Source organism: Rheinheimera soli (assembly GCF_031457405.1).
Taxonomy (GTDB): domain Bacteria; phylum Pseudomonadota; class Gammaproteobacteria; order Enterobacterales; family Alteromonadaceae; genus Pararheinheimera; species Pararheinheimera soli_A.
The window spans coordinates 306,581-327,218 of the sequence record NZ_JAVDWR010000002.1 but is presented as its reverse complement, the minus strand read 5'-3'; the positions used below and the strand labels follow the sequence as shown (position 1 = coordinate 327,218).

Annotated in this window: 22 protein-coding genes; 7 read left to right on the top strand and 15 right to left on the bottom strand. The window is 45.9% G+C overall.

Translation table 11 applies throughout. The features are described from left to right. Positions 1 to 60: 60 nt before the first annotated feature. Positions 61 to 870, bottom strand: coding sequence for a serine O-acetyltransferase (gene cysE, locus J2W69_RS06130; RefSeq protein WP_310275640.1), 810 nt, complete (start codon positions 868 to 870; stop codon positions 61 to 63). Positions 871 to 880: 10 nt separating this feature from the next. Further along, complete coding sequence (gene trmJ, locus J2W69_RS06125) at positions 881 to 1,603, bottom strand: tRNA (cytosine(32)/uridine(32)-2'-O)-methyltransferase TrmJ (protein WP_310275638.1); 723 nt, start codon at positions 1,601 to 1,603, stop codon at positions 881 to 883. Between the two features lie 261 nt (positions 1,604 to 1,864). Here trmJ and J2W69_RS06120 point away from each other — a divergent pair, with 261 nt between their 5' ends. The 3 genes from J2W69_RS06120 to J2W69_RS06110 all read left to right on the top strand — a co-directional run bounded on the left by J2W69_RS06120 (position 1,865) and on the right by J2W69_RS06110 (position 5,965). Then, a complete protein-coding gene (locus J2W69_RS06120; RefSeq protein WP_310275636.1) occupies positions 1,865 to 2,689 on the top strand; it encodes a class I SAM-dependent methyltransferase in 825 nt (274 codons plus the stop codon). A 74-nt stretch (positions 2,690 to 2,763) separates the two neighbouring features. Next, positions 2,764 to 4,050, top strand: a complete 1,287-nt coding sequence (gene purD, locus J2W69_RS06115) for a phosphoribosylamine--glycine ligase (RefSeq protein ID WP_310275634.1) — start codon at positions 2,764 to 2,766, stop codon at positions 4,048 to 4,050. 139 nt (positions 4,051 to 4,189) lie between these two features. Continuing rightward, the gene (locus tag J2W69_RS06110) at positions 4,190 to 5,965 is read left to right on the top strand and encodes an ExeM/NucH family extracellular endonuclease (RefSeq protein WP_310275632.1); all 1,776 of its coding nucleotides are present in this window, start codon (positions 4,190 to 4,192) and stop codon (positions 5,963 to 5,965) included. A gap of 37 nt (positions 5,966 to 6,002) precedes the next feature. Here J2W69_RS06110 and J2W69_RS06105 read toward each other — a convergent pair whose 3' ends face one another. Continuing rightward, complete coding sequence (locus tag J2W69_RS06105; RefSeq protein WP_310275629.1) at positions 6,003 to 6,872, bottom strand: TolB family protein; 870 nt, start codon at positions 6,870 to 6,872, stop codon at positions 6,003 to 6,005. A 108-nt stretch (positions 6,873 to 6,980) separates the two neighbouring features. Between J2W69_RS06105 and J2W69_RS06100 the strand changes: the two genes are divergently transcribed. Next, a complete protein-coding gene (locus J2W69_RS06100) occupies positions 6,981 to 7,874 on the top strand; it encodes a phosphoribulokinase (RefSeq protein WP_127684794.1) in 894 nt (297 codons plus the stop codon). Positions 7,875 to 7,921: 47 nt separating this feature from the next. Here the strand turns inward: J2W69_RS06100 and speD are convergent, their stop codons facing one another. The 11 genes from speD to rpe form a co-directional block, all read right to left on the bottom strand. Continuing rightward, positions 7,922 to 8,728: an adenosylmethionine decarboxylase gene (gene speD / locus J2W69_RS06095; protein ID WP_310275626.1), complete on the bottom strand. Its 807-nt coding sequence runs from the start codon at positions 8,726 to 8,728 to the stop codon at positions 7,922 to 7,924. A 63-nt stretch (positions 8,729 to 8,791) separates the two neighbouring features. Then, positions 8,792 to 9,220: an OsmC family protein gene (locus J2W69_RS06090; RefSeq protein ID WP_310275624.1), complete on the bottom strand. Its 429-nt coding sequence runs from the start codon at positions 9,218 to 9,220 to the stop codon at positions 8,792 to 8,794. Between the two features lie 69 nt (positions 9,221 to 9,289). Then, positions 9,290 to 9,640: a DUF3802 family protein gene (locus J2W69_RS06085; protein WP_310275622.1), complete on the bottom strand. Its 351-nt coding sequence runs from the start codon at positions 9,638 to 9,640 to the stop codon at positions 9,290 to 9,292. Between the two features lie 175 nt (positions 9,641 to 9,815). Beyond that, positions 9,816 to 11,288, bottom strand: coding sequence for a succinylglutamate-semialdehyde dehydrogenase (astD, locus tag J2W69_RS06080; RefSeq protein ID WP_310275619.1), 1,473 nt, complete (start codon positions 11,286 to 11,288; stop codon positions 9,816 to 9,818). 34 nt (positions 11,289 to 11,322) lie between these two features. Further along, on the bottom strand, positions 11,323 to 12,339 hold the full coding sequence (gene astA / locus J2W69_RS06075; protein ID WP_310275617.1) for an arginine N-succinyltransferase: 1,017 nt from the start codon (positions 12,337 to 12,339) through the stop codon (positions 11,323 to 11,325). A gap of 98 nt (positions 12,340 to 12,437) precedes the next feature. After that, positions 12,438 to 13,655 (bottom strand): aspartate aminotransferase family protein, encoded by a 1,218-nt coding sequence (locus tag J2W69_RS06070; protein ID WP_310275615.1) that lies wholly within the window; start codon positions 13,653 to 13,655, stop codon positions 12,438 to 12,440. Positions 13,656 to 13,977: 322 nt separating this feature from the next. Further along, a complete protein-coding gene (locus tag J2W69_RS06065) occupies positions 13,978 to 15,096 on the bottom strand; it encodes an HDOD domain-containing protein (protein WP_310275613.1) in 1,119 nt (372 codons plus the stop codon). Between the two features lie 35 nt (positions 15,097 to 15,131). Continuing rightward, positions 15,132 to 15,725: an anthranilate synthase component II gene (locus tag J2W69_RS06060; protein ID WP_310275611.1), complete on the bottom strand. Its 594-nt coding sequence runs from the start codon at positions 15,723 to 15,725 to the stop codon at positions 15,132 to 15,134. Positions 15,726 to 15,783: 58 nt separating this feature from the next. Further along, positions 15,784 to 16,815, bottom strand: coding sequence for a tryptophan--tRNA ligase (gene trpS / locus J2W69_RS06055; RefSeq protein WP_310275610.1), 1,032 nt, complete (start codon positions 16,813 to 16,815; stop codon positions 15,784 to 15,786). Beyond that, positions 16,816 to 17,499 (bottom strand): phosphoglycolate phosphatase, encoded by a 684-nt coding sequence (locus J2W69_RS06050; RefSeq protein WP_310275607.1) that lies wholly within the window; start codon positions 17,497 to 17,499, stop codon positions 16,816 to 16,818. Then, on the bottom strand, positions 17,499 to 18,173 hold the full coding sequence (gene rpe / locus J2W69_RS06045; protein WP_310275605.1) for a ribulose-phosphate 3-epimerase: 675 nt from the start codon (positions 18,171 to 18,173) through the stop codon (positions 17,499 to 17,501). The genes J2W69_RS06050 and rpe overlap by 1 nt, the downstream gene beginning before the upstream one ends. Positions 18,174 to 18,413: 240 nt before the next feature. On the opposite strand from rpe, the gene J2W69_RS06040 reads away from it, so the two are divergent. The 3 genes from J2W69_RS06040 (at position 18,414) to J2W69_RS20630 (ending at position 19,795) form a co-directional block, all read left to right on the top strand. Further along, a complete protein-coding gene (locus J2W69_RS06040; protein WP_310275603.1) occupies positions 18,414 to 19,166 on the top strand; it encodes a TorF family putative porin in 753 nt (250 codons plus the stop codon). A gap of 166 nt (positions 19,167 to 19,332) precedes the next feature. Next, positions 19,333 to 19,599 carry a hypothetical protein gene (locus J2W69_RS06035; RefSeq protein WP_310275601.1) on the top strand — a complete coding sequence of 89 codons (267 nt, stop codon included), beginning with the start codon at positions 19,333 to 19,335 and terminating at the stop codon, positions 19,597 to 19,599. 1 nt (position 19,600) lies between these two features. Further along, complete coding sequence (locus J2W69_RS20630) at positions 19,601 to 19,795, top strand: DUF2970 domain-containing protein (protein ID WP_083826343.1); 195 nt, start codon at positions 19,601 to 19,603, stop codon at positions 19,793 to 19,795. On the opposite strand, the gene J2W69_RS06030 is transcribed toward J2W69_RS20630, so the two are convergent. After that, positions 19,714 to 20,613 carry a Dam family site-specific DNA-(adenine-N6)-methyltransferase gene (locus J2W69_RS06030; RefSeq protein WP_473091921.1) on the bottom strand — a complete coding sequence of 300 codons (900 nt, stop codon included), beginning with the start codon at positions 20,611 to 20,613 and terminating at the stop codon, positions 19,714 to 19,716. The two genes, J2W69_RS20630 and J2W69_RS06030, sit on opposite strands and share 82 nt — an antisense overlap. Positions 20,614 to 20,638 lie beyond the last annotated feature (25 nt).

The window sequence follows — 20,638 nt, the reverse complement described above, 5'->3', positions numbered from 1 at the left end:
TTATCCGTTTAGGTTCAACTCTTTTTCCGATGAATTGATCGGCTTTGCTTATCACAATTGTTAAATAGTCGGGTCAAAAGCGTCTACTGCTTTTTTACGTTGTTCAGCAGCGTCACGTTCGGCCTGGATAAAGGTTTCATCTTCAATCACAATTTCCGGCACTATATCGCAGACATTGCCCCCCAGCTTATTCACGCTCTGGCACAGTTCAGTCACTTTGTTATCCAGAAAGTGCATATGATCCAGCATCAGGCCCATGGCATTGGCCACCGGATCCGGGTTATCGCTGGAGACCGCATAAGCATCAAAACCAAACTTTTTCGCCATTTGTTGACGCTGCTCTGTCAGTTCCATATCCTGCTTAGCGACAATACGACCGGGAATACCCACTACTGTTGCGCCAGCTGGTACATCTTTAACCACTACAGCATTGGATCCAATACGGGCAGACTCACCCACATACAAAGGCCCTAATACTTTAGCGCCAGCCCCTATCACCACACCATTGCCTAAAGTTGGGTGACGTTTACCCGGACTCCAACTGGTACCGCCTAAAGTCACGCCATGGTACAGCGTCACATCATCACCAATCTCGGCTGTTTCGCCTATCACCACACCCATACCATGGTCGATAAAAAAACGGCGACCAATTTTGGCGCCAGGGTGAATTTCTACCCCAGTCAGCCAACGTGCTATGGTGCTTAAAAAGCGGGCCAGCCACTTCCAATTGGCTTTCCATAAACGATGGTTCATGCGATGCCACCAGATGGCATGTAAACCAGGATAGTTAGTCAGTACTTCAAAAGCACTGCGCGCCGCTGGGTCCCGCTCGAACACACTTTTAATGTCTTCTTTGATACCTGCAAACATCGTACAAATCCTATTGCTTGGTGGTGCGTTGAATCGAGGCCAGAATGCCACGCAAAATATTCAGTTCCTGATCATCAGGTCTGGAACGGGCAAATAAACGACGCAAACGCGCCATCACAATGCCCGGATGCTGCTTAATAATAAAACCAGTGTCACTTAGAGTTTGCTCCAGATGGACATAAAACTTCTCCATCTGGTCAATTTCCGGATAGACAGTTAAATCCGCTTCGGGGGTTTTATCCTGCTGCGCTAAAAAGGCCACCCGAACTTCATAGGTGATAATTTGGACAGCCATAGCTAAATTCAAGGAGCTGTATTCAGGATTAGCCGGGATACAAACATGGTAATTACACATTTGCAGCTCTTCATTGGTCAGGCCATTGTTTTCACGGCCAAATACCAGAGCTACAGGTTTTTGTGTGGCCTCAAGAACCGCTTTTTCACCGCATTCACGCGGCTCCAGCATAGGCCAGGATAAAGTGCGGGAACGGGCACTGCTGCCAACCACTAAACCACAATCAGCAATAGCCTGCTCTAAAGTGTCTACTACTTGCGCATTGGCCAGAATATCACTGGCGCCTGCCGATAACGCATAAGCCTGACCATCTGGTAATTCTTTTGGCGACACCAGCACCAGCTTGCTCAGGCCCATAGTTTTCATGGCGCGGGCAACTGAACCTATGTTTCCGGTATGAGAGGTACCCACTAACACAATACGGATATGCTCTAACATGCCCACTCCAGCTAATGCTTTGGCGATAAGGCTGCCGCTGTTCTGAAGTCATCTTCAACAGGGCCACCAAGCGTAAAAATTCAAGGGGCGGCATTTTATCACAGCGCAAAAATTTTGTTGATTGAAATTTGGCAGTCCAGCCATCTGAAATTTTTAGTGCAGATTTATATCCCATAAACACGGCCGCTGGTGATTTCTGACTGCAAAAGATGTTGTGCTTTGTTACACTAGCGTCGGTTTTTAACTCAGAAGGATCGTGTTATGAAGGCGTTATCGCAGTTCGTTTTAGCATCCAGTTTAGTGCTTAGTCAGTTTTCTTTCGCAAACACCGACACCACGGCTTTACAGCAAGCGGTGCAAAGCCCTACCCGCTCTGAAGCAAATAAAGCTCGTGATCAATACAGAAACCCTGTTGAAACCTTACACTTTTTTGGGGTCACTCCACAAAGTACTGTGGTAGAAATATCTCCTGGTGGTGGCTGGTACACTGAAATTCTGGCGCCCTTATTAGCCAAAGAAGGCAAATACTACGCTGCCCATTTCCCGGCCAACAGCACGTCTGAATACGCAACACGCAATCTGAAAGCTTTTAAAGAAAAGCTCGCCTCTAATGAGGTGTATAAAAACGTGGTTGTGACCGAATTCTCTCCATTACCGGACCAGCAAGTGGCACCAGCCAACAGCGCTGATGTGGTACTGACCTTTCGTAACCTGCACAACTGGTATATGCAAAAAGGTGAACAAGGCACGCTCGACGCCTTTAAGTCTTTTTATGCGGCATTAAAACCAGGTGGTGTATTAGGTGTAGTGGAACACCGTTTACCTGAAGATAAAAAATCGGCTGACTGGTTAAAGTCGGGCTATTTCCCACAAAGTTTAGCGGTTGAGTTGGCGCAAAAAGCAGGTTTTGTTTTAGAACAGAGCAGCGATATCAACGCTAATCCAAAAGATACAGCCGATCATCCGGGTGGTGTCTGGACTTTGCCTCCTACGCTTTCACAAAAAGAGCAGGACAAAGACAAGTACCTGGCCATTGGTGAAAGTGACCGCATGACCCTGAAATTCCGCAAACCAGCAGCCCAATAGGCTGCTGTTTGTTTTAGTAAAACTGATTTTTAGTTTTTGATATTTTTTAGTTTTTGATTAGGGCGAGACTGACGATGAAAGTATTAGTAATAGGTGGTGGTGGTCGTGAACATGCTCTGGCATGGAAAGCTGCACAATCGGCTCATGTAACACAAGTCTTTGTAGCTCCGGGCAACGCAGGTACTGCGCTCGAAGCGAACCTGACTAACGTGGCTATAGCAGCAGACGATGTGCCTGCTCTGACCGCTTTTGCCAAAAGCGAAGGCATAGCTTTGACTATAGTGGGCCCTGAAGCACCACTAGCCAAAGGTGTGGTCGATACCTTCCGTCAGCAGGGTCTGGCTATTTTTGGCCCTACTCAAGCCTCTGCTCAGTTAGAAAGCTCAAAAGCTTTTGCCAAAGACTTTTTAGCCCGCCATAAAATCCCAACTGCGTCTTACGCTAACTTTACTGACATTGAACCAGCCAAAGCTTATGTCAAAGCAAATGGCACTCCTATAGTGATCAAGGCTGATGGTTTAGCAGCAGGCAAAGGCGTCATTATCGCTCAGACTGAAGCTGAAGCTTTTGCTGCTATTGACGATATGCTTGCAGGCAATAAATTTGGTTCTGCCGGCAGCCGCGTGGTGATTGAAGAGTTTTTAACAGGTGAAGAAGCCTCCTTTATTGTGATGGTGGATGGCACTCACGCTTTAGCTTTTGCTTCATCTCAGGATCATAAAGCCCGTGATGATGGCGACAAAGGCCCAAATACCGGTGGTATGGGGGCTTATTCTCCGGCACCAGTAGTCACACCAGCGGTGCATGACTGGGTGATGCAAAATGTCATTTACCCAACAGTGAATGGTATGGCGTCAGAAGGTCACATCTACACAGGTTTCCTCTATGCCGGTTTGATGGTCTCGTCTGATGGCACCTGTAAAGTGCTGGAATTTAACTGCCGTTTTGGTGATCCTGAAACTCAGCCTATTATGATGCGTTTACAGTCCGATTTAGTGGAGCTGTGTCAGGCTGCTGTGGAAGGTAAATTAGCCCAACAAGAGATTAAATTCGACAGCCGTGCCGCTGTAGGTGTAGTGCTGGCTGCTGGCGGTTATCCGGATGATTACCGTAAAGGTGATGTAATTTCTGGTTTACCCACCGACGACAGCCGTGAAGCCAAAGTATTCCATGCTGGCACAGTCTTAAAAGACGGTCAGGTACTGACGGCCGGTGGCCGTGTACTGTGCGCCACAGCTTTAGGAGTGAATGTTACTGCTGCACAAAAAGCAGCCTACGAGCTAACCGACAAGGTGCAGTGGGACGGCGTCTTTAGCCGTAGAGATATAGGCTACCGTGCAATCAAACGTGAAAACAGCTGATTAGATTGATATCAGACAAAGGCGCCTGTTGGCGCCTTTTTGTTATTCACAGCAATTTCATACGAAATTCAACGATTTGCCCTTGTAGATTTTTCTGGGTGCCTTAGGCTGTACAGATCTGTTTTAAAGGACTTTTTTGATGAATTTATCCATTTTTACTTTACTGGTGCTGGCCGCAGGATCCTTCGGCGTATCTGCAACTTGTCAGACCGAAACCCCTATTGCTGCTATTCAGGGCGAAGGCCAACAAAGCCCGCTGTTGCATAAAACAGTATCCACTTCAGGTGTAGTCACAGCAGTCTTGTATCCGGGCAGTAAAGCAGCCGGAGTTTTGATCCAAAGCCTGCTCCCTGATACCAACCCAAAAACCAGTGAAGCCTTATTTATCGCTGATAAAAAGCTGGTACAACAAGCCAAAGCAGGTCAACAGCTTGAAATCACAGGTAAAGTGGTTGAGCTGAACGGCATGACAGCTTTGGTGGATGTAAAAACCTCAGTTTGTGGTCAACAAGAAGCGCCAAAACCTGTGGTGGCAACTTTGCCGGTAAAGTCCAGACAAGACTGGGAAGCTTTGGAAGGCCAGTATTTGTCGTTCCCCCAACCTTTGATCGTCAACGACACTTATCCGCTAGCACGTTATGGTGAAATTTTACTGGCCGATAAAAGACTCTGGATTGCCACCGAGCTACACAGACCAGGTAAAGCAGCAAAAGAGTTGGAGCAACAGCAGCATTTAAGTCAGCTCTGGCTGGATGACGGTATTTTTGAGCAGAACCCGGATCCTGTGATCTTCCCTGACGGCAATTTATCTGCCACTAATACGGTTCGAATAGGTGATACAGTACAAAACCTGCAGGGTTATCTGATTGAAACCCAACAAGGTTATCGTTTGGTGGCGGCGCAACTTCCTGACTTTGTTGCAACCAATGCCCGGCCAGCTGCACCTAAAACCAAAGCCGCTGATCATATTCGGGTCGCGAGTTTTAACGTGCTGAACTTTTTTACCGGCGAAACTGCTGCCAGCCCTTTCCCTACCCGCCGTGGTGCTACAAATGCAATTGAGCTGCAGCGCCAACAAGCCAAAATGATAGCGGCTTTGTCCGGTATGGATGCTGATGTTATAGGTTTGCTGGAAGTGGAGAATAATGGTTTTGATGAGCGCAGTGCTTTGGCTACTTTGGTCCGTGAGCTGAATAAAGCCTTAGGAGAGCAGCGTTATGCTTTTGTTCAGCCGCAAAAGGCGTTAGGTGATGACGCTATTAAAGTGGCTCTTATCTACAACCAACTTAAAGTCACAGAAGCTGGCAAAGCAGTGATGACTGCCGAAGGCCCCTTTGCTTATGGCTCAAGAGCTCCTTTGACTCAGACATTTAAGGCCAAATCCACAGAAGGTCTTTTTACTGTCAGTGTGAATCACTTTAAATCCAAAGGCAGTTGCCCGAAAGATAAAGCCGCTGTAGACAAAGGCAACAGAGATAACAAAGATGGTCAGAGCTGCTGGAATCAATCCCGTGTTGAAGCTGCCAAAACCTTGTCTGCCTGGTTGCAGACCCAGCCAACCGGCGTCAACACCCCCCATCAGCTGGTGATAGGAGATTTAAATGCCTACCGTCAGGAAGACCCGATTTATGCACTGGAACAAGCAGGTTGGGTGCATCTGGCTCCTAAAGATGAAGCTGGGCATTATTCCTATGTCTTCAGAGGCCGCACAGGTTCATTGGACCATGCGCTTGCCAGCAATACCATGGCAAAACAACTGACCTTGTTCCAGCACTGGGCTATTAACGCCGACGAGCCGGCGATACTTGATTACAACACTGAGTTTAAATCGCAAGCACAGCAAAAAACCTTATACGCCCCGGACCCTTTCCGTTCATCGGACCACGACCCGGTTTTGATTGACTTTAAATTTTAAACCTCTGGGTCAGAGCTGATAGCTCTGACCCTGTCATTCATGCCTTACAAACAAAAGCCAATAGGTTGCGATCCTTGTTGAGTGCAAAACGGCTGACTTCAGTGCCACATTCTTTGGATAAATCCAGCCACAAGTTCCATTCTTGTTTGCCCTGCACCTGCCACTGATAAATTTTAGTGCCGGCAGACACCAATAAACTATCTTCAGACCACCAGACTAAATCCTGGCCTCCAGCTGGAAGCGCCAATTCAGTTTGAATCTTCGTCCTGGTTTTTACATCGTAAGAACTTAAATACAACCGATCGTGTTTAGCCTGAGTGTAATACCCTTTCTGAGTACCGGGCTGCCAGCTTAAAGCGCGGCCTACCCCTGTCGCCAGAATGGTTAGCTTTCCGTCTTGATTCAGATAACGCACAGTGTGGTTGTCTTCTTGATCACCCAAAATAAACAGCAGCAAATCCTGATGTGGCCCCCAGGCATGATAACCCACACCTTTAGGCTCTGCTTTCAGCAGGCTGGTGTTACCTTGCCAGTCCACGGCCCACAAACGTTGGGTTTGGTCCGCTTCCACTACCACTAGTGACAAACCTGAACCATCAGGCAATAAAGTCGGCGAATACTCGCTTAGGCTTGTTTTAGTCAGCAACTGTTGTTTTTTATCCGCAATGAAATAAAGCCCGATATCGGTTTGCACTGCAGCATCTTTGCCCTGCTCCAGCGTAAAAAATAAGCTTTTTCCATCCATACTAAAAGCTGGCTGATTGATATAAGTTGGAATTTCGTTAATTTTTGTTGTGTTAGAAATAGACAAATTTTTTGATAAATCAGTCAGATATAGATTGTATTGCGGCAAAGCTGCTGCCAGAGGAAAAACCATAGCAGCCAAAGCAAGAGAAAGTAATCGCACGGGTGGACCCTTTTTTGTTGATCAGCAGCAGCTTTATTACTGTGCTTGCAGTGACCTTACTTTATCCTTTATGGTAGGCGGCTGACAATCAACGGAACCAGGCTTTTTATGTCTCACAAAAACCCCATTATTGCGGTCACAGGCTCCTCAGGTGCTGGCACAACCACCACTATGAGTGCCTTTTCCCATATATTCCGCAGCCTTGGTATTGATGCCGGTTTTGTTGCAGGGGATTGTTTTCACAAATACAGCAGACCAGAAATGGATTTGGAAATACGTAAAGCCAAAGAACAAGGCAAACATATCAGCTATTTTGGTGCTGAAGCCAACGACTTCGCCGCGCTTGAGTCTCTGTTCTCCAGCTATGCCGAAACAGGCACTGGCAAAGTACGGCAGTATTTACATACCTTTGATGAAGCTGTGCCTTACAACCAACTGCCTGGCACTTTTACGCCCTGGCAGGATTTAAGACCCAATACCGATCTGTTGTTTTATGAAGGTCTGCATGGCGGTGTGGTGACAGAACAAAACAATGTGGCCCAACATGTGGATCTATTGATTGGCATGGTGCCTATAGTCAACTTAGAGTGGATCCAGAAAATTATCCGCGACACTTCAGAACGGGGTCATAGCCGTGAAGCCGTGATGTCGAGCATAGTACGCAGTATGGATGACTATGTGAATCAGATCACTCCGCAGTTCTCCCGCACCCATATTAACTTTCAGCGAGTGCCAACAGTCGATACGTCGAACCCTTTCAGCGCCAAAGATATTCCGTCATTAGATGAAAGTTTTGTCGTGATCCGTTTTCGCGGCATTAAACATGTCGACTTCCCTTACTACCTGCAAATGATCAACGGCGCTTTTATGTCACGGGTGAATACACTGGTGGTGCCGGGAGGAAAAATGAATTTAGCCATGGAGCTGATATTAACGCCATTGGTAGAGCAGCTGATTATTAAAAGGCGTCAGGCCAGGGGTCAAATTAACTGGTTGGAGTAGAGGTTCAGAGTCTAAAACTCTGAACCTCTACTCTAAATGAGAGAGGCTTATTCCATTTCCGGTAAATTACGACCGTAAAAAATTTCCCGCATTTCGCGTTTCACTTTTTTGTTGATAACTTTGCGCTCAACGTCATCCAGTTCACCTACGCCAGTACCAAAGAGGTAGTTGTTTAAATCATACTCTTTGAGCATCATTTTGGTATGGAACAGGTTTTCCTGATACACATTCACATCCACCATCTGGAAGGCATTTTTGGTCTGCTTGTCCATAAAGTTCTGAATAGAATGAATAGGATGGTCTATGTAGTGTTTCACGCCATTCACATCACGGGTAAAACCGCGGACACGATAATCTATGGTCACTATGTCCGACTCAAAGCTGTGGATCAGGAAGTTCAGCGCTTTCAGTGGTGAAATTAAACCACAAGTTGAGACTTCAATATCAGCACGGAAAGTACAGATCCCATCCTGTGGATGTACTTCAGGATAGGTGTGCACACAAATATGGCTTTTATCTAAGTGAGCCACCACAGAGTCTGGCAATGGACCCGGGTTTTCTGAATTGTCCGGAGACCCTTCAATAGGTTCTTCACTGACCAGAATAGTCACACTTGCCCCTTGAGGGTCGTAATCCTGCCGGGCAATATTTAAAATGTTTGCGCCTATAATATCCACCACTTCGCTGAGGATATCGGTCAGACGGTCTGCATTGTATTGCTCGTCGATATAGGAGATATACTCCTGACGATGTTGCTCAGTTTGGGCATAACAAATATCGTAAATGCTGAAACTCAGGCTTTTAGTCAGGTTATTAAAACCATGCAGTCTTAGTTTTTCAAAAGGTTTAACCACGTCTTCTTTACCTCCATAGTCAGAGCTGTAGCCCAGTACAGAACAACAGCGCTGATACAATCTTTATTCAGCCTCAGGCCGTACTTCGGATTGTTTCACACTAAAAGAATGAGTCACTTCAACGCTTTGTGACAACATAATAGACACTGAGCAGTACTTCTCAGCCGACAAATTCACCGCCTTTTCCACATGCTTTTCGCTGACGTCAAAGCCTGTTACCACAAAATGCAGATGAATTTTACTGAAAACACGAGGAATAGTTTCTACACGTTCGCCAGTTAAAATCACTTCACAATCCGTGACTTGCTGTCTGGCTTTTTGCAAAATACTAACAACGTCCACCGAAGAACAGGCACCCGCTGCCATCAATACCATTTCCATAGGGCTTGGGGCAGCATTGCCTTCTTTGTGAGCATCAAACACCACATTATGACCACTGTCAGAGCGGCCAATAAAGGTTTGGTCACCGGCCCATTTTACACTGGCTTGCATAGGAGATCCTGTTGTCCGTAGTAAAGAATGGCTATTTTACGGAAAACAGTCAGATGAGGCTAGTTAAGATTAATCCATCAAAGCTGCAATAGCTGTATCAAACAGGTTTTTAATCAATAAAGATATTTCCTGAATAAGTTCAGTTTGCTGTTCAGTCGCAGGCTCTTCCAGTACTGAAGCTAATACTTCCTGAAAGTCATATAAAATGCCATCCACTTCCCGCACTATCATGCTGCGATGATTCATCTCCAATTCGGTATGCTGAGTACAGAGCTGAATAATTTGTTCAGCAATGGATTCTTCCAGCACTTCTCCCAGAGTTTTAGCGCCGGCGACCACCGGTCCTCGTTGTTCAAACAGCGACAAATGTTCAGTCAGAAACTGGATCAGATGCTCGTAGCCGGGTTTATCAGTTACCATACAAAAGGGACACCTATAGTGCACAACACTGGATACAGGACTTTATCTGCGCTTGACAGAAAAGCCCAGATAATTTGCCGATAAGTGAATGTCATTTAAGCAAATTTTGTTTGATAAAACAAATCGGGGCATAGCCCCGATTAAAATAAAACCTAAAAAACTGACTTTGTCAGGATCAGAAGCTTAAACCAGGTGACAACTGTTCTGGTAACTGCAACTGTTCAAGCTCTACTGAAGCAACCGGATAAGCACAATAATCTGCCGCATAATAAGCACTGGCTCTGTGGTTGCCGCTGCCGCCTATGCCACCAAAAGGGGCTGCCGAACTGGCACCTGTAATAGGCCGGTTCCAGTTCACTATGCCTGCGCGGATTTTGCGGAAAAACAACTGATACAAGTCTTCATCATCCGACAATAAACCAGCAGACAAACCAAAGCTGGTGTTATTGGCCGCTTTAATCGCATCGCTGAAATCAGCAAAACGGAACACTTTTAACAAGGGGCCAAAATGTTCTTCATCCGGCATAGTGCTGATAGCACTGCAGTCCAGAATACCAGGACTTAACATAGCCGGGCTTTGTGGCTGCTGCTGCATAGCCAACAACACCTTTGCGCCTCGCTCTATTAAATCCTGCTGCGCCTTGAGCATACCCAAAGCTGCTTTTTCAGAAATTAAAGTGCCCATAAAAGGCTGTTCAACATCATCGTACAAGCCAACTTTCAAAGCCTTAGTGACTTCAAGCAAACGTGCCAGTATTGCATCACCTTCAGCACCTAGCGGCAAATACAAACGACGGGCACAGGTACAACGCTGACCTGCAGAGATAAAAGCCGACTGAATAATGTCATGCACTGCCGCATCTATGTCTTTTACCTTCTGGACGATAAGCGGGTTGTTGCCACCCATTTCCAGGGCCAGAATTTTATGCGGCTGACCGGCAAACTGTTGATGCAAATAATGACCTGTACCAGAGCTGCCGGTAAAAAACAAACCATCAATACCAGGGTGGCTGGCAATAGCTTTACCTGTATCAATTTCACCTTGCAGTAAATTCAGCACTCCAGCAGGTAAGCCGGCTTTTTGCCACAACTGCACTGTCAGTTCTGCCACTTTTGGCGTCAGCTCGCTGGGTTTAAATACCACTGTATTGCCCGCCAATAAAGCTGGCACTATATGACCATTAGGTAAGTGGCCAGGAAAGTTGTAAGGACCAAACACAGCCACTACCCCGTGAGGTTTGTGGCGGATCCAGGCTTTACCCTGTGGCATAGGGTTTTCTTTCACCCCTGTTCTTTCCTGATAAGCACGGGCAGAGATATCGATTTTGCCAATCATAGCCGCTACTTCAGTGCGGGTTTCCCACAAAGGTTTGCCTGTTTCTTCTGCAATACACAAAGCGAATTGCTCTTTGTGTTCTGTCAGTTGTGCGGCAAAAGCACGGGCTATCTCTAAACGCGCATCAAAACTTAACTCGCTCCAGTGTTCAAAAGCTGCTCTGGCGGCCTCTATAGCACTGTTGACCTGAGTGGCGTCCGCACTTTGGCCTTGCCAGATCAGCTGCTGTTTGGCCGGGTTTAACGAAGAAAATAAACTGCCAGTACCTTGTTGCCACTGACCATTAATAAATTGCACTGCTAATTCTGTCATGATGTCTGTTCCACTTGCTACCTTGGATGTTGGTTTAAATCCGGGCTAAACGCACCCAGTCGCCATTGGTGACCTGCAATAGATCGGCACAGTCCTGAGGCAGAATCACCACCTCGCTGTTTTCATCAAGATGCAGTTGCAACCAGGTCGCTCTGAAGTCTTCCAACTTAGTGTTAGACACCATATAAGGCTGGCCACTTGCCACAGTACCAATCTGCACCTGCAGCTTACGGCTGCCGCGCACAGTGCGGATATGCTCCACTTTGGCTTCGACCGTTGGGCCTGCATCAAAAATATCAACATAACCCGTATTGGAAAAACCTTCTGATTGCAACAAAGCCAAAGCCGGACGGGTTTTTTCATGCACTTTGCCAATGACAGCCTGAGCTTCTTTACTTAATAAACTGACGTAAATCGGGTACTTCGGCATCAATTCAGCAATAAACACCTTCTGGCCTATGCCGGTCAGGTAGTCCGCTGTCGGGAAATCCACAGAAAAGAAGCTGTCCTGCAACCATTTCCAGAACGGCGAATGACCATCTTCATCCGACACACCACGCATTTCGGCAATGACCCTGTCGGCAAAACGCGAGCGAAATTCAGCAATAAATAAAAAGCGGAACTTGGATAACAAGCGACCATTATTTTGTTTGCGGCAGGATTCACGTAAAAACAACGTACAAAGCTCGGAGACCCCAGTGTAGTCGTTACACAAAGTCAGAATATCCACAGGGTTATAAACCCCTAAGGCTCTTGAGGTATGCACTACTTTACCCAAATGGTAATGGTAGAACGCATCTTCCAGCCCGACTGCGGCTTCAATAGCACTGGTACCCACCACTGCTGCTGTTTCTGTATCTTCCAGTACAAAGAGATAACCTTCATCGCCAGGCTTATCGACCTTTTTGGCAAAGGAGGCTTCAGATCTGCTGATCTTACGCTGTAACAACTCATCATTGACGGGCAACGAAGTAAAGCCATGACCTGATTCGACAGCAATATCGTACAGTTCAGGATAATCTTCGGCTCGGATTGGGCGAATGACCATCATAGTCGCTTACTCCAGTTATTTTGCTTCAGAGCGCCTTTTAAAAGGCGCTTCATTTTTTGCTTTATTGTTATGTAGTCAGACAGTGTTCGAGGCTAAATTCAGCCTTGTTTCACTTGGGCTACTGCTTTTTCAAAACGTTTCATCCCTTCGATAATATCTGCTTCAGGGATCACTAAAGAAGGAGCAAAACGCACCACATCCGGGCCAGCCACTAAAGCAAATAAGCCCTGATCAGCGGCAGCGAGGAAAAAGTCACGTGAGCGGCCTTTAAACTCGTCGTTTAACACAGCTCCTAACAACATGCCCTGACCACGTACAGTGCTGAACACATTGTGTTTTTCGTTGATAGCAGCCAACTCACGACGGAACAACTGTTCGCGCTCCAGTACACCATTCAGTACTGCTGGTTGGTTGATGGTATCCAAAGCCGCTTCAGCTACAGCACAAGCCAATGGGTTGCCACCATAGGTGCTGCCATGAGTGCCTACTTTTAAATGGCTGGCGATAGCTGTAGTGGTCAGCATAGCGCCAACCGGGAAACCACCGCCTAAAGACTTGGCTGTGGTTAAAATGTCAGGCACTACATTGCTGTGCATATAGGCATAAAGTTTACCTGTACGGCCAACACCGGATTGCACTTCGTCATAAATCATCAGCGCATTAAATTGATTACATAGATCACGCACGCCTTGCAGGAATGCAAAGTCACCCGGAATAATACCGCCTTCGCCCTGCACAGGCTCTAAAATGACCGCACAGGTATTGTCTGACATCAGCGCTTTTAAACTTTCGAGGTTATTGTATTCAGCATGGTCAATAGCGCCTGGCTTAGGACCAAAACCATCTGAATACGCAGCCTGACCACCTACTGTGACAGTAAAAAAAGTACGGCCATGGAAGCTTTTACCAAAGGAGATGATTTGTTGTTTTTGCGCACCAAAGTTATCTAAAGCCCAACGACGTGCCAGCTTTAAAGCAGCTTCATTGGCTTCAGCGCCTGAGTTAGCAAAATAAACTTTTTCGGCAAAGGTACTATCAACTAACTTTTGCGCCAGACGAATAGCTGGCTCGTTGGTCATCACATTACTTAAATGCCATAACTTGTCGGCTTGTTCTTTTAAAGCAGACACCAATGCCGGATGGCAATGGCCTAGGGCGTTTACGGCTATACCACCTGCAAAGTCAACGTATTCACGGCCCGCCTGATCCCAGACCCTGGAGCCCTGACCACGGACCGGAATAATAGGTGCCGGTGCATAGTTTGGAACCATCACTTCATCAAATAAAGCACGGGTGACCTGAATATGTTCTGCCATTTTTTACCTCTGCTGCAATAAAAGTCTGCTGTTTACTCTGGTCAAATTTTCAGTAAAAAAACAGCAAACGGAAAAAGATGCTTCACCGCATTATTACAGATAAAAAATGAAAAGTCTTGCTGTCAGAACGGCCAAAAGCCTTGAAAAATAAGGCTTCCAGATAGTTTTGCATAGGATGTGAATAACTAGCTATTTGCTTTCTTCAGGAAACAGAGCAGAAAAACACAGAGGAACGAATGGCCCTGTTGATCTGCTCTGCCTTTTGACTCTACAGAAGTGCTGTTGAAAAAAACTGCATGTTTATTGACTAATTTTTTTGAAATTATTCAAAAGACAGCTTTTTCAGGTCAAGTTGGGACAACATTTTACGCATTTCGTTATGAACGCCTGCGTCGTTTAACGCTTTATTGGCTTCTTCTACATCCAGTCGCTGCTCATTCACCAGAAACTTCACCTGCACATAAGTATTGGCTTGTTTGACAACACGGGTTAAATCACTGCAACTGCTTAACGGCGTATCATCCGCAATTTGATCCAAAATGGCGGCCAATGGCATACGTTTTAACTGCCAGCGAGCTATTAAATCTGCACTGATAATAGCGGCAAACTCTTCAATACTGCTGGATAAAAAGCCTGCGTCAGCATCTAAAGCTTCTAAAGCATCGGTCAGTTCATTATCGCGGGCATCACGGGCTCGTAATAACTCAGTACGTTTCACCTGAGCATAACTGCGTAAGTAGTTGCGGATCACCACCATATGGCCCATGGTCTGGAACATAGCGGCACAAAAAGCAACAAAACCATTTAAGCCTTGTGCGTTGGCAATCTCACGGGCAGCAATAGCTGTGGCCAAAGAGTATTCCCATATTTTGACTTTAAATTGAGCAAAAGGGTCTGTGGAATGTGGGATACAGTGCCGGAACGCATACACAGGAACCAGAGCTTGCAAAGCTTCGATGCCAAGGAATCTTAATGCGGTTTTAATATCCTTTACCAAATTGCCTGAGCTGGTTTTATTACGATAACGCGGCTGGTTGACTAAGCGAAGCACATCTTCCTTCATCCATTCCACATTACTGATCAGTGGATCCAACTGGTTTAAGGTGACGGCCTTGGCACTTAAAGCATCAATTAATGCCGGGAAGTTGGGGCCTAAATCAAATAATGAACTGCTGATCACTTCGATGCTGCTCAGGCGTTGCATCAATTCCTGTGCAACTTCGTCGTGCAGATGCGCCTGGGTAAAGTCGAGGAAAATCTTTTTGGCGTTTTCACCAGACTGGCGGGCTTCGAGTGCTTTACGTTCGACCTCCAGCATAGGCCGCTGTTCATTAGTGCTTTGCTGGTTTTTTAAATAACGTAAACGCTTCTGATTAGGATCAACACCAATCAGATTATCAATAAACAGCTGCTCCAGAGAGGAGAAAGAAGACAAAGACATAACTACCCTTTACTTTGTGTGTTTACACACCTTATTTATCCATTATTGTTCAGGCCTTTGCACAATGTCAGAAAGTTCTGCAATAACTGATGACCTTGCTCAGTTAATATCGCCTCGGGATGAAATTGCACCCCATGCACAGGCAACTTTTTATGCGACAGAGCCATAATTTCCGGTTGCTCTGTTTCAGTCCAGGCTTCGATACTAAAGTCATCCGGCACTGAATGACGATCAACAACCAAAGAGTGGTAGCGCGTTACATTCAAAGGGTTATTCAGCCCCTGAAATAAGCCCTGCTCTTTATGTTTAATCAGCGAGTTTTTACCATGCATCACAGTTTTAGCCCGCACCACTTTAGCACCAAAAGCCTGAGCTATCGCCTGATGGCCTAAACATACCCCTAAAATAGGAATTTGTCCTGCAAAATGCTGAATAGCAGCCAGTGAAATTCCAGCCTGATCAGGACTACAAGGACCAGGGGAAATCACCAGACAGGAAGGCCGGATCGCAGCTATTTGAGTCAGACTGATTTCATCGTTACGCCTTACCAGTACCTGCTCCCCTAATTCAGCAAAATACTGAACTAAATTGTAGGTAAAAGAATCGTAATTATCTATCAATACAATCATAACAATCCGGCTTTTACAGCATTATTATCAATCAACCTTCAATCAAACCCTAAGTAATTTAGGTGGGTAAAACAAAACCAACAGCCTCATACACTTTTTCAAGTGTTACTGCGGCGCGGGCTCTGGCTTGTGCTGCGCCTTGTCTTAATACCTGATCCATCAGTGTCTGATCCTGGCGTATTTCATGGAATTTCGCTTGTACAGGCTCTAATAAGGCAATGACAGCATCAGCCACATCACCTTTTAAGTGACCATACATTTTGCCTTCGTATTCAGCCACCAGACTGTCAATCGACTGACCAGTCACACCACTTAATATGCTCAGCAGGTTAGCCACACCGGCTTTGTTTTCCAGATCATAAGCCACACGAGGTGGATCTTCAGAATCCGTCATAGCCTTTTTGAATTTTTTGCTGATCATCTTCGGATCTTCCAGCAGACCGACAAAATTCCACGGATTTTCATCCGACTTGGACATTTTTTTTGTCGGTTCCTGCAAACTCATCACTCGTGCAGCCACACCAGGAATATAAGCTTCAGGCACTGTAAAAACCTCGCCGTGCAAGGCATTAAAGCGGCTGGCAATATCACGGGCTAATTCAAGATGCTGTTTCTGATCATGGCCTACCGGCACCTGATTCGCGTTATACACCAGAATATCGGCCGCCATCAGCACAGGATAAGTAAATAAACCAGCATTGACGTTATTGTTGTGACGCTCAGATTTATCTTTAAACTGCGTCATGCGACTTAATTCACCAAACTGGGTGTAGCAATTTAAAATCCAGTTCAACTGGCTGTGCTCTGGTACATGAGATTGCATAAAGACACTGGAACGGTTTGGGTCTATGCCACAGGCCAGATACAAGGCCAGGCTATCCAGAGAAGCGTTACGCAGCGCTGCCGGCTCCTGACGTACAGTAATGGCATGCAAATCCACAATACAGTACAAACAATCGTAGTCATCCTGCATTCTGTCCCATTGACGCAAAGCCCCCAGATAATTTCCAATAGTGAGCTGGCCTGAAGGCTGAGCACCACTTAAGACTATAGGTTTAGCTGGTGGGGTATTGGATTTTGACTCTGACATCTATCTTTCCTGTTCTAAACAACAAATGGCATCTGGTAACAAGGAGAAAGACTCCAACACCAGATCCGGCTGACTTTGTGCAATGGATTGGCCGTGATTATACCCATAGCTCAGCGCAATGACAGGCATACCAGCAGCCCGGGCCGCAAATATATCGTTTTCAGAATCCCCAACCAACAAAATGTCTGTGACTGGAAGTTGTTGCTGAGCCGCCAAAGCCAACAACATCTGTGGATCAGGTTTGGCTTTATCTACATCATCAGCACACCAAATCGCTTTGAACAAGTGTTGAATGCCTAAATGCCGCAACAAAGGTTCGGTAAACTGCCGTGGTTTATTGGTGACGACAGCCAAAGGATACAGCAGACTTAACTGCGCCAATACTTCGGGCACCTGGTCAAATAAACGGGTCTGTGAGCCATTGCTTTGCTGGTAAAAGCCTATAAACAGCTGCTGTGCCCGGTTAAACTCAGTGCTATCAAAGTGCTCCGGGTCAAGCTGACCTGTTAATGCTCTTTTAATCAGCATCGCCATGCCATTGCCCAGCCAATGCTGCACCTGAACCAGACTAACCTGCTCTTTGCCAAGTGTTGCCATCATCTGATTTAACGCGGGTAAAATATCCGGAGCGCTGTCTGCCAAAGTGCCATCTAAATCAAAAGCCAACAATTGAAAAGGACGCACTAATTCACTCCGGCCAGCTCAGCGCGCATCTGATCGATCACCTTCTGATAATCACTCTGACTGAAAATTGCAGAACCAGCCACAAAGGTATCAGCACCTGCTTCTGCAATTTCGCGGATATTTTCCACCTTAACGCCACCATCAACTTCAAGCCGGATTGGCAAACCGCTTTGGTCAATGATCTGGCGGGCTTGTTGCAGTTTCTTTAAGGTAGCAGGAATAAAAGACTGACCACCAAAACCCGGGTTGACCGACATCAGCAGAACCAAATCGACTTTATCCAGCACATAATCCAGATAACTTAACGGAGTTGCCGGATTAAACACCAGGCCGGCTTTACAACCCTGCTGGCGGATCAATTGCAAAGTACGATCAACATGTTTAGATGCTTCAGGATGAAAACTGATGATAGAAGCCCCGGCCTCTGCAAAAGCAGGCACCAGGCTATCCACATTTTCAACCATCAGATGCACATCCACAGGAGCTGTGATGCCATAGTTGCGTAATGCGCTGCAAATCATAGGGCCAAAGGTTAAATTCGGCACATAGTGATTGTCCATCACATCAAAATGCACAACATCAGCCCCGGCGTGCAGAACCCGGGTCACATCCTCACCCAAACGGGCAAAATCTGCAGATAGAATTGATGGAGCAATCCAGTTCTGTTGGCGCATCTTCTCTCCAAAAAGCTGTTGTCACAAAGCGAGGCCCAGACTTTACTGAATCGCTGAGAAAAAATCATCTTTGTTGACAAGGCCTTCTGCACAAAAAGCAGGCAACAACGCACCGTTTTTGCACATTATTTAGCAAAGATCCCCGTATCAAACTACTATCTATATGATTTATATATGAATAACGCAATGGCATAAATAATGGACTGTATTCACGGGAACTAATAGATAAGGGCAAATAAAATGACAAAAAAAGTAACACTGGGATCAAAAGCAACAAGTAAAACAATTCGCCGTAGCCTCGCGGCTTTGCTGATCGCGGGCAGCAGTTTTGGTGTGAACGCCGCCACCCTTTCAGGTAACGTGGCCTTTACCTCAGATTATTTATTCCGCGGTATTTCGCAAACGGATGAAGGCCCTGCAGTTCAGGGTGGCTTTACTTTAAGCGGAGAATCTGGCTTTTATGTGTCGGCCTGGGGTTCAAATATCAAGTTTGGTGAAGGTAGCATGGAGCTGGACATTCTGGGCGGTTGGGCTGGCGCTTTAAATGAAAGCTGGAATGTGGATGTAGGTGTCATGCAATACCGTTATCCAAAAGGCGATAACGACGTCGATGAGTTTAACTTTTTTGAAGGTTATGCCAAGTTTTTTTATGACAGCTGGACTTTAGGTGTCGCCTATTCGCCAGACTACTTTGGCACAGATGTAAACGACTATTATTATTTATCTGCTGACTACAACTATCAAATGGCTGAAAACTTTACTATAGACCTGCATTTTGGCTACAACGTCTTTGAAGACTCTGAAGAGTTTGCAACCTTTTTAGCTGCGGGTCCTGTCAGCAAAGATGCTTATATCGACTGGAGTATAGGCTTCAGTACAGAAGTCTGGGGCGCTGGTGTATCGCTGAAATATGCAGACACTGATATCGAAGGTTCCGCCGCCTGTGATTTATGTGATGGTCGTGCCGTATTGACCTTAAGTAAATCTTTCTAATCTGTCCTTGCAGGGCAAGTCAACAATTTTGCCCTGCTTTCCCTTCGATTTCCGCAAAAAACACGACCCAAAGTGACTTTTGTCACTGGCTGGCGAAGTTATAAACTTGTAACTTGTTCTCAACTTGAGTATCATCCAGCACATAATTCAATCAGTTGAGGTTCGTATGAAACAGCAAACAAACCGCAAAATAATGCCCGTTTTGGCCATTAGCTTGTGTCTTGGTGTTGTGACCTACCAACATAAAAATTCAACCTCTGAATTATGTCAGGCCTCAGTTCAGGCTGATCCCGCTAAACCATTGGCTATTACGTCATTGTGTCAACCTTCTCAGCAAAGCTGGTTCAGTTGGTTACAAGGCAACAGCCGCTCCACTCAATTTCACTTTGTTGACTTACTTGAGTTACTGAACCGCTTTAACCACAGAGGGTAAAATGGCAAAAGCTCCAGGCTTTAAGCAGGTACTCAAAGCCGTATTCGGTGCTATTGTTGGGGTTCAATCTGAGCAACAACGTCAACAAGACTTTCAGACGACAAGCATCTGGCCTTATTTAGTGGCAGGAATTTTTGCTGTGGTTATTTTTATTGGCTTATTGCTGCTGTTGGTCAGTTGGGTCGTCGAAGGCTGAGCACTGCTTGCATATAAAGCAAAAAGCTCCGCGACTTTGCCTCGTGTTGCACCTTTTTGACTGATGGACCGCCCGACCTGAATAGAAGTCAAGGTTGCTTTTTCATACAGCTTGCGGGTTAAAGTGGTGTCGTGATTACTGATCACTACACTGATACCACGACTTTGGCAGTTTTCCGCCAGATTGGCCAGTTGTGCCTGATCATCTAAATCAAAACTGTTTTTGGCATAAGAGGTAAAACTGGCAGTGCGGCTCAGTGGTACATAAGGAGGATCACAATACACGACAGCAGGTGCATGGATCTGTTGCAACAGTGCGTTGTAATCCATGCAGACAAACTTAGCTTTTAGCGCTTTTTCAGCAAAAAACCATAATTCAGCTTCAGGGAAATATGGCTTTTTATAGCTGCCAAAAGGCACGTTAAATTTACCACTGCTGTTGTAACGGCATAAACCGTTGTAGCCATGGCGATTCAAATACAAAAATAACAAGGAACGCTGATAACTGTCCGTACTTTGATTAAACTCTTCCCGAAATGACAGATAGCTGCTTTTTTCATTACTGCTTTGGACAAATAGCCCTCTGGCATCGGCAATAAATTCAGCAGGCTGAGTTTGTAACAACTGATACAGGTTGATCAGATCCGCATTGATATCATTCAGCAGGTACTCCGGATAATCCGTGTTCAAAAATACTGAACCAGCTCCGACAAAAGGTTCGACCAACAAAGGCGCCTTTGGCAGTTGCAGAGAAATGGCGTCTACTAAATTATATTTTCCGCCAGCCCATTTCAGAAAAGCTCTGGACTTTTTCAGCATAAGTAAAGCACCTGTGCGCTCTGCG

Bases quoted from the DNA above. Each gene is read 5' to 3' on its own strand.
- J2W69_RS06090 (WP_310275624.1), bottom strand. From the start codon at position 9,220: ATGCAAGCCAGTGTAAAATGGGCCGGTGACCAAACCTTTATTGGCCGC.
- rpe (WP_310275605.1), bottom strand. From the start codon at position 18,173: ATGCGCCAACAGAACTGGATTGCTCCATCAATTCTATCTGCAGATTTT.
- cysE (WP_310275640.1), bottom strand. From the start codon at position 870: ATGTTTGCAGGTATCAAAGAAGACATTAAAAGTGTGTTCGAGCGGGAC.
- J2W69_RS06100 (WP_127684794.1), top strand. From the start codon at position 6,981: ATGTCTCACAAAAACCCCATTATTGCGGTCACAGGCTCCTCAGGTGCT.
- J2W69_RS06120 (WP_310275636.1), top strand. From the start codon at position 1,865: ATGAAGGCGTTATCGCAGTTCGTTTTAGCATCCAGTTTAGTGCTTAGT.
- J2W69_RS20630 (WP_083826343.1), top strand. From the start codon at position 19,601: ATGGCAAAAGCTCCAGGCTTTAAGCAGGTACTCAAAGCCGTATTCGGT.
- trmJ (WP_310275638.1), bottom strand. From the start codon at position 1,603: ATGTTAGAGCATATCCGTATTGTGTTAGTGGGTACCTCTCATACCGGA.
- J2W69_RS06040 (WP_310275603.1), top strand. From the start codon at position 18,414: ATGACAAAAAAAGTAACACTGGGATCAAAAGCAACAAGTAAAACAATT.
- J2W69_RS06110 (WP_310275632.1), top strand. From the start codon at position 4,190: ATGAATTTATCCATTTTTACTTTACTGGTGCTGGCCGCAGGATCCTTC.
- J2W69_RS06030 (WP_473091921.1), bottom strand. From the start codon at position 20,613: ATGCTGAAAAAGTCCAGAGCTTTTCTGAAATGGGCTGGCGGAAAATAT.
- J2W69_RS06085 (WP_310275622.1), bottom strand. From the start codon at position 9,640: ATGGTAACTGATAAACCCGGCTACGAGCATCTGATCCAGTTTCTGACT.
- astA (WP_310275617.1), bottom strand. From the start codon at position 12,339: ATGATGGTCATTCGCCCAATCCGAGCCGAAGATTATCCTGAACTGTAC.
- astD (WP_310275619.1), bottom strand. From the start codon at position 11,288: ATGACAGAATTAGCAGTGCAATTTATTAATGGTCAGTGGCAACAAGGT.
- J2W69_RS06070 (WP_310275615.1), bottom strand. From the start codon at position 13,655: ATGGCAGAACATATTCAGGTCACCCGTGCTTTATTTGATGAAGTGATG.
- trpS (WP_310275610.1), bottom strand. From the start codon at position 16,815: ATGTCAGAGTCAAAATCCAATACCCCACCAGCTAAACCTATAGTCTTA.
- J2W69_RS06060 (WP_310275611.1), bottom strand. From the start codon at position 15,725: ATGATTGTATTGATAGATAATTACGATTCTTTTACCTACAATTTAGTT.
- J2W69_RS06035 (WP_310275601.1), top strand. From the start codon at position 19,333: ATGAAACAGCAAACAAACCGCAAAATAATGCCCGTTTTGGCCATTAGC.
- J2W69_RS06065 (WP_310275613.1), bottom strand. From the start codon at position 15,096: ATGTCTTTGTCTTCTTTCTCCTCTCTGGAGCAGCTGTTTATTGATAAT.
- purD (WP_310275634.1), top strand. From the start codon at position 2,764: ATGAAAGTATTAGTAATAGGTGGTGGTGGTCGTGAACATGCTCTGGCA.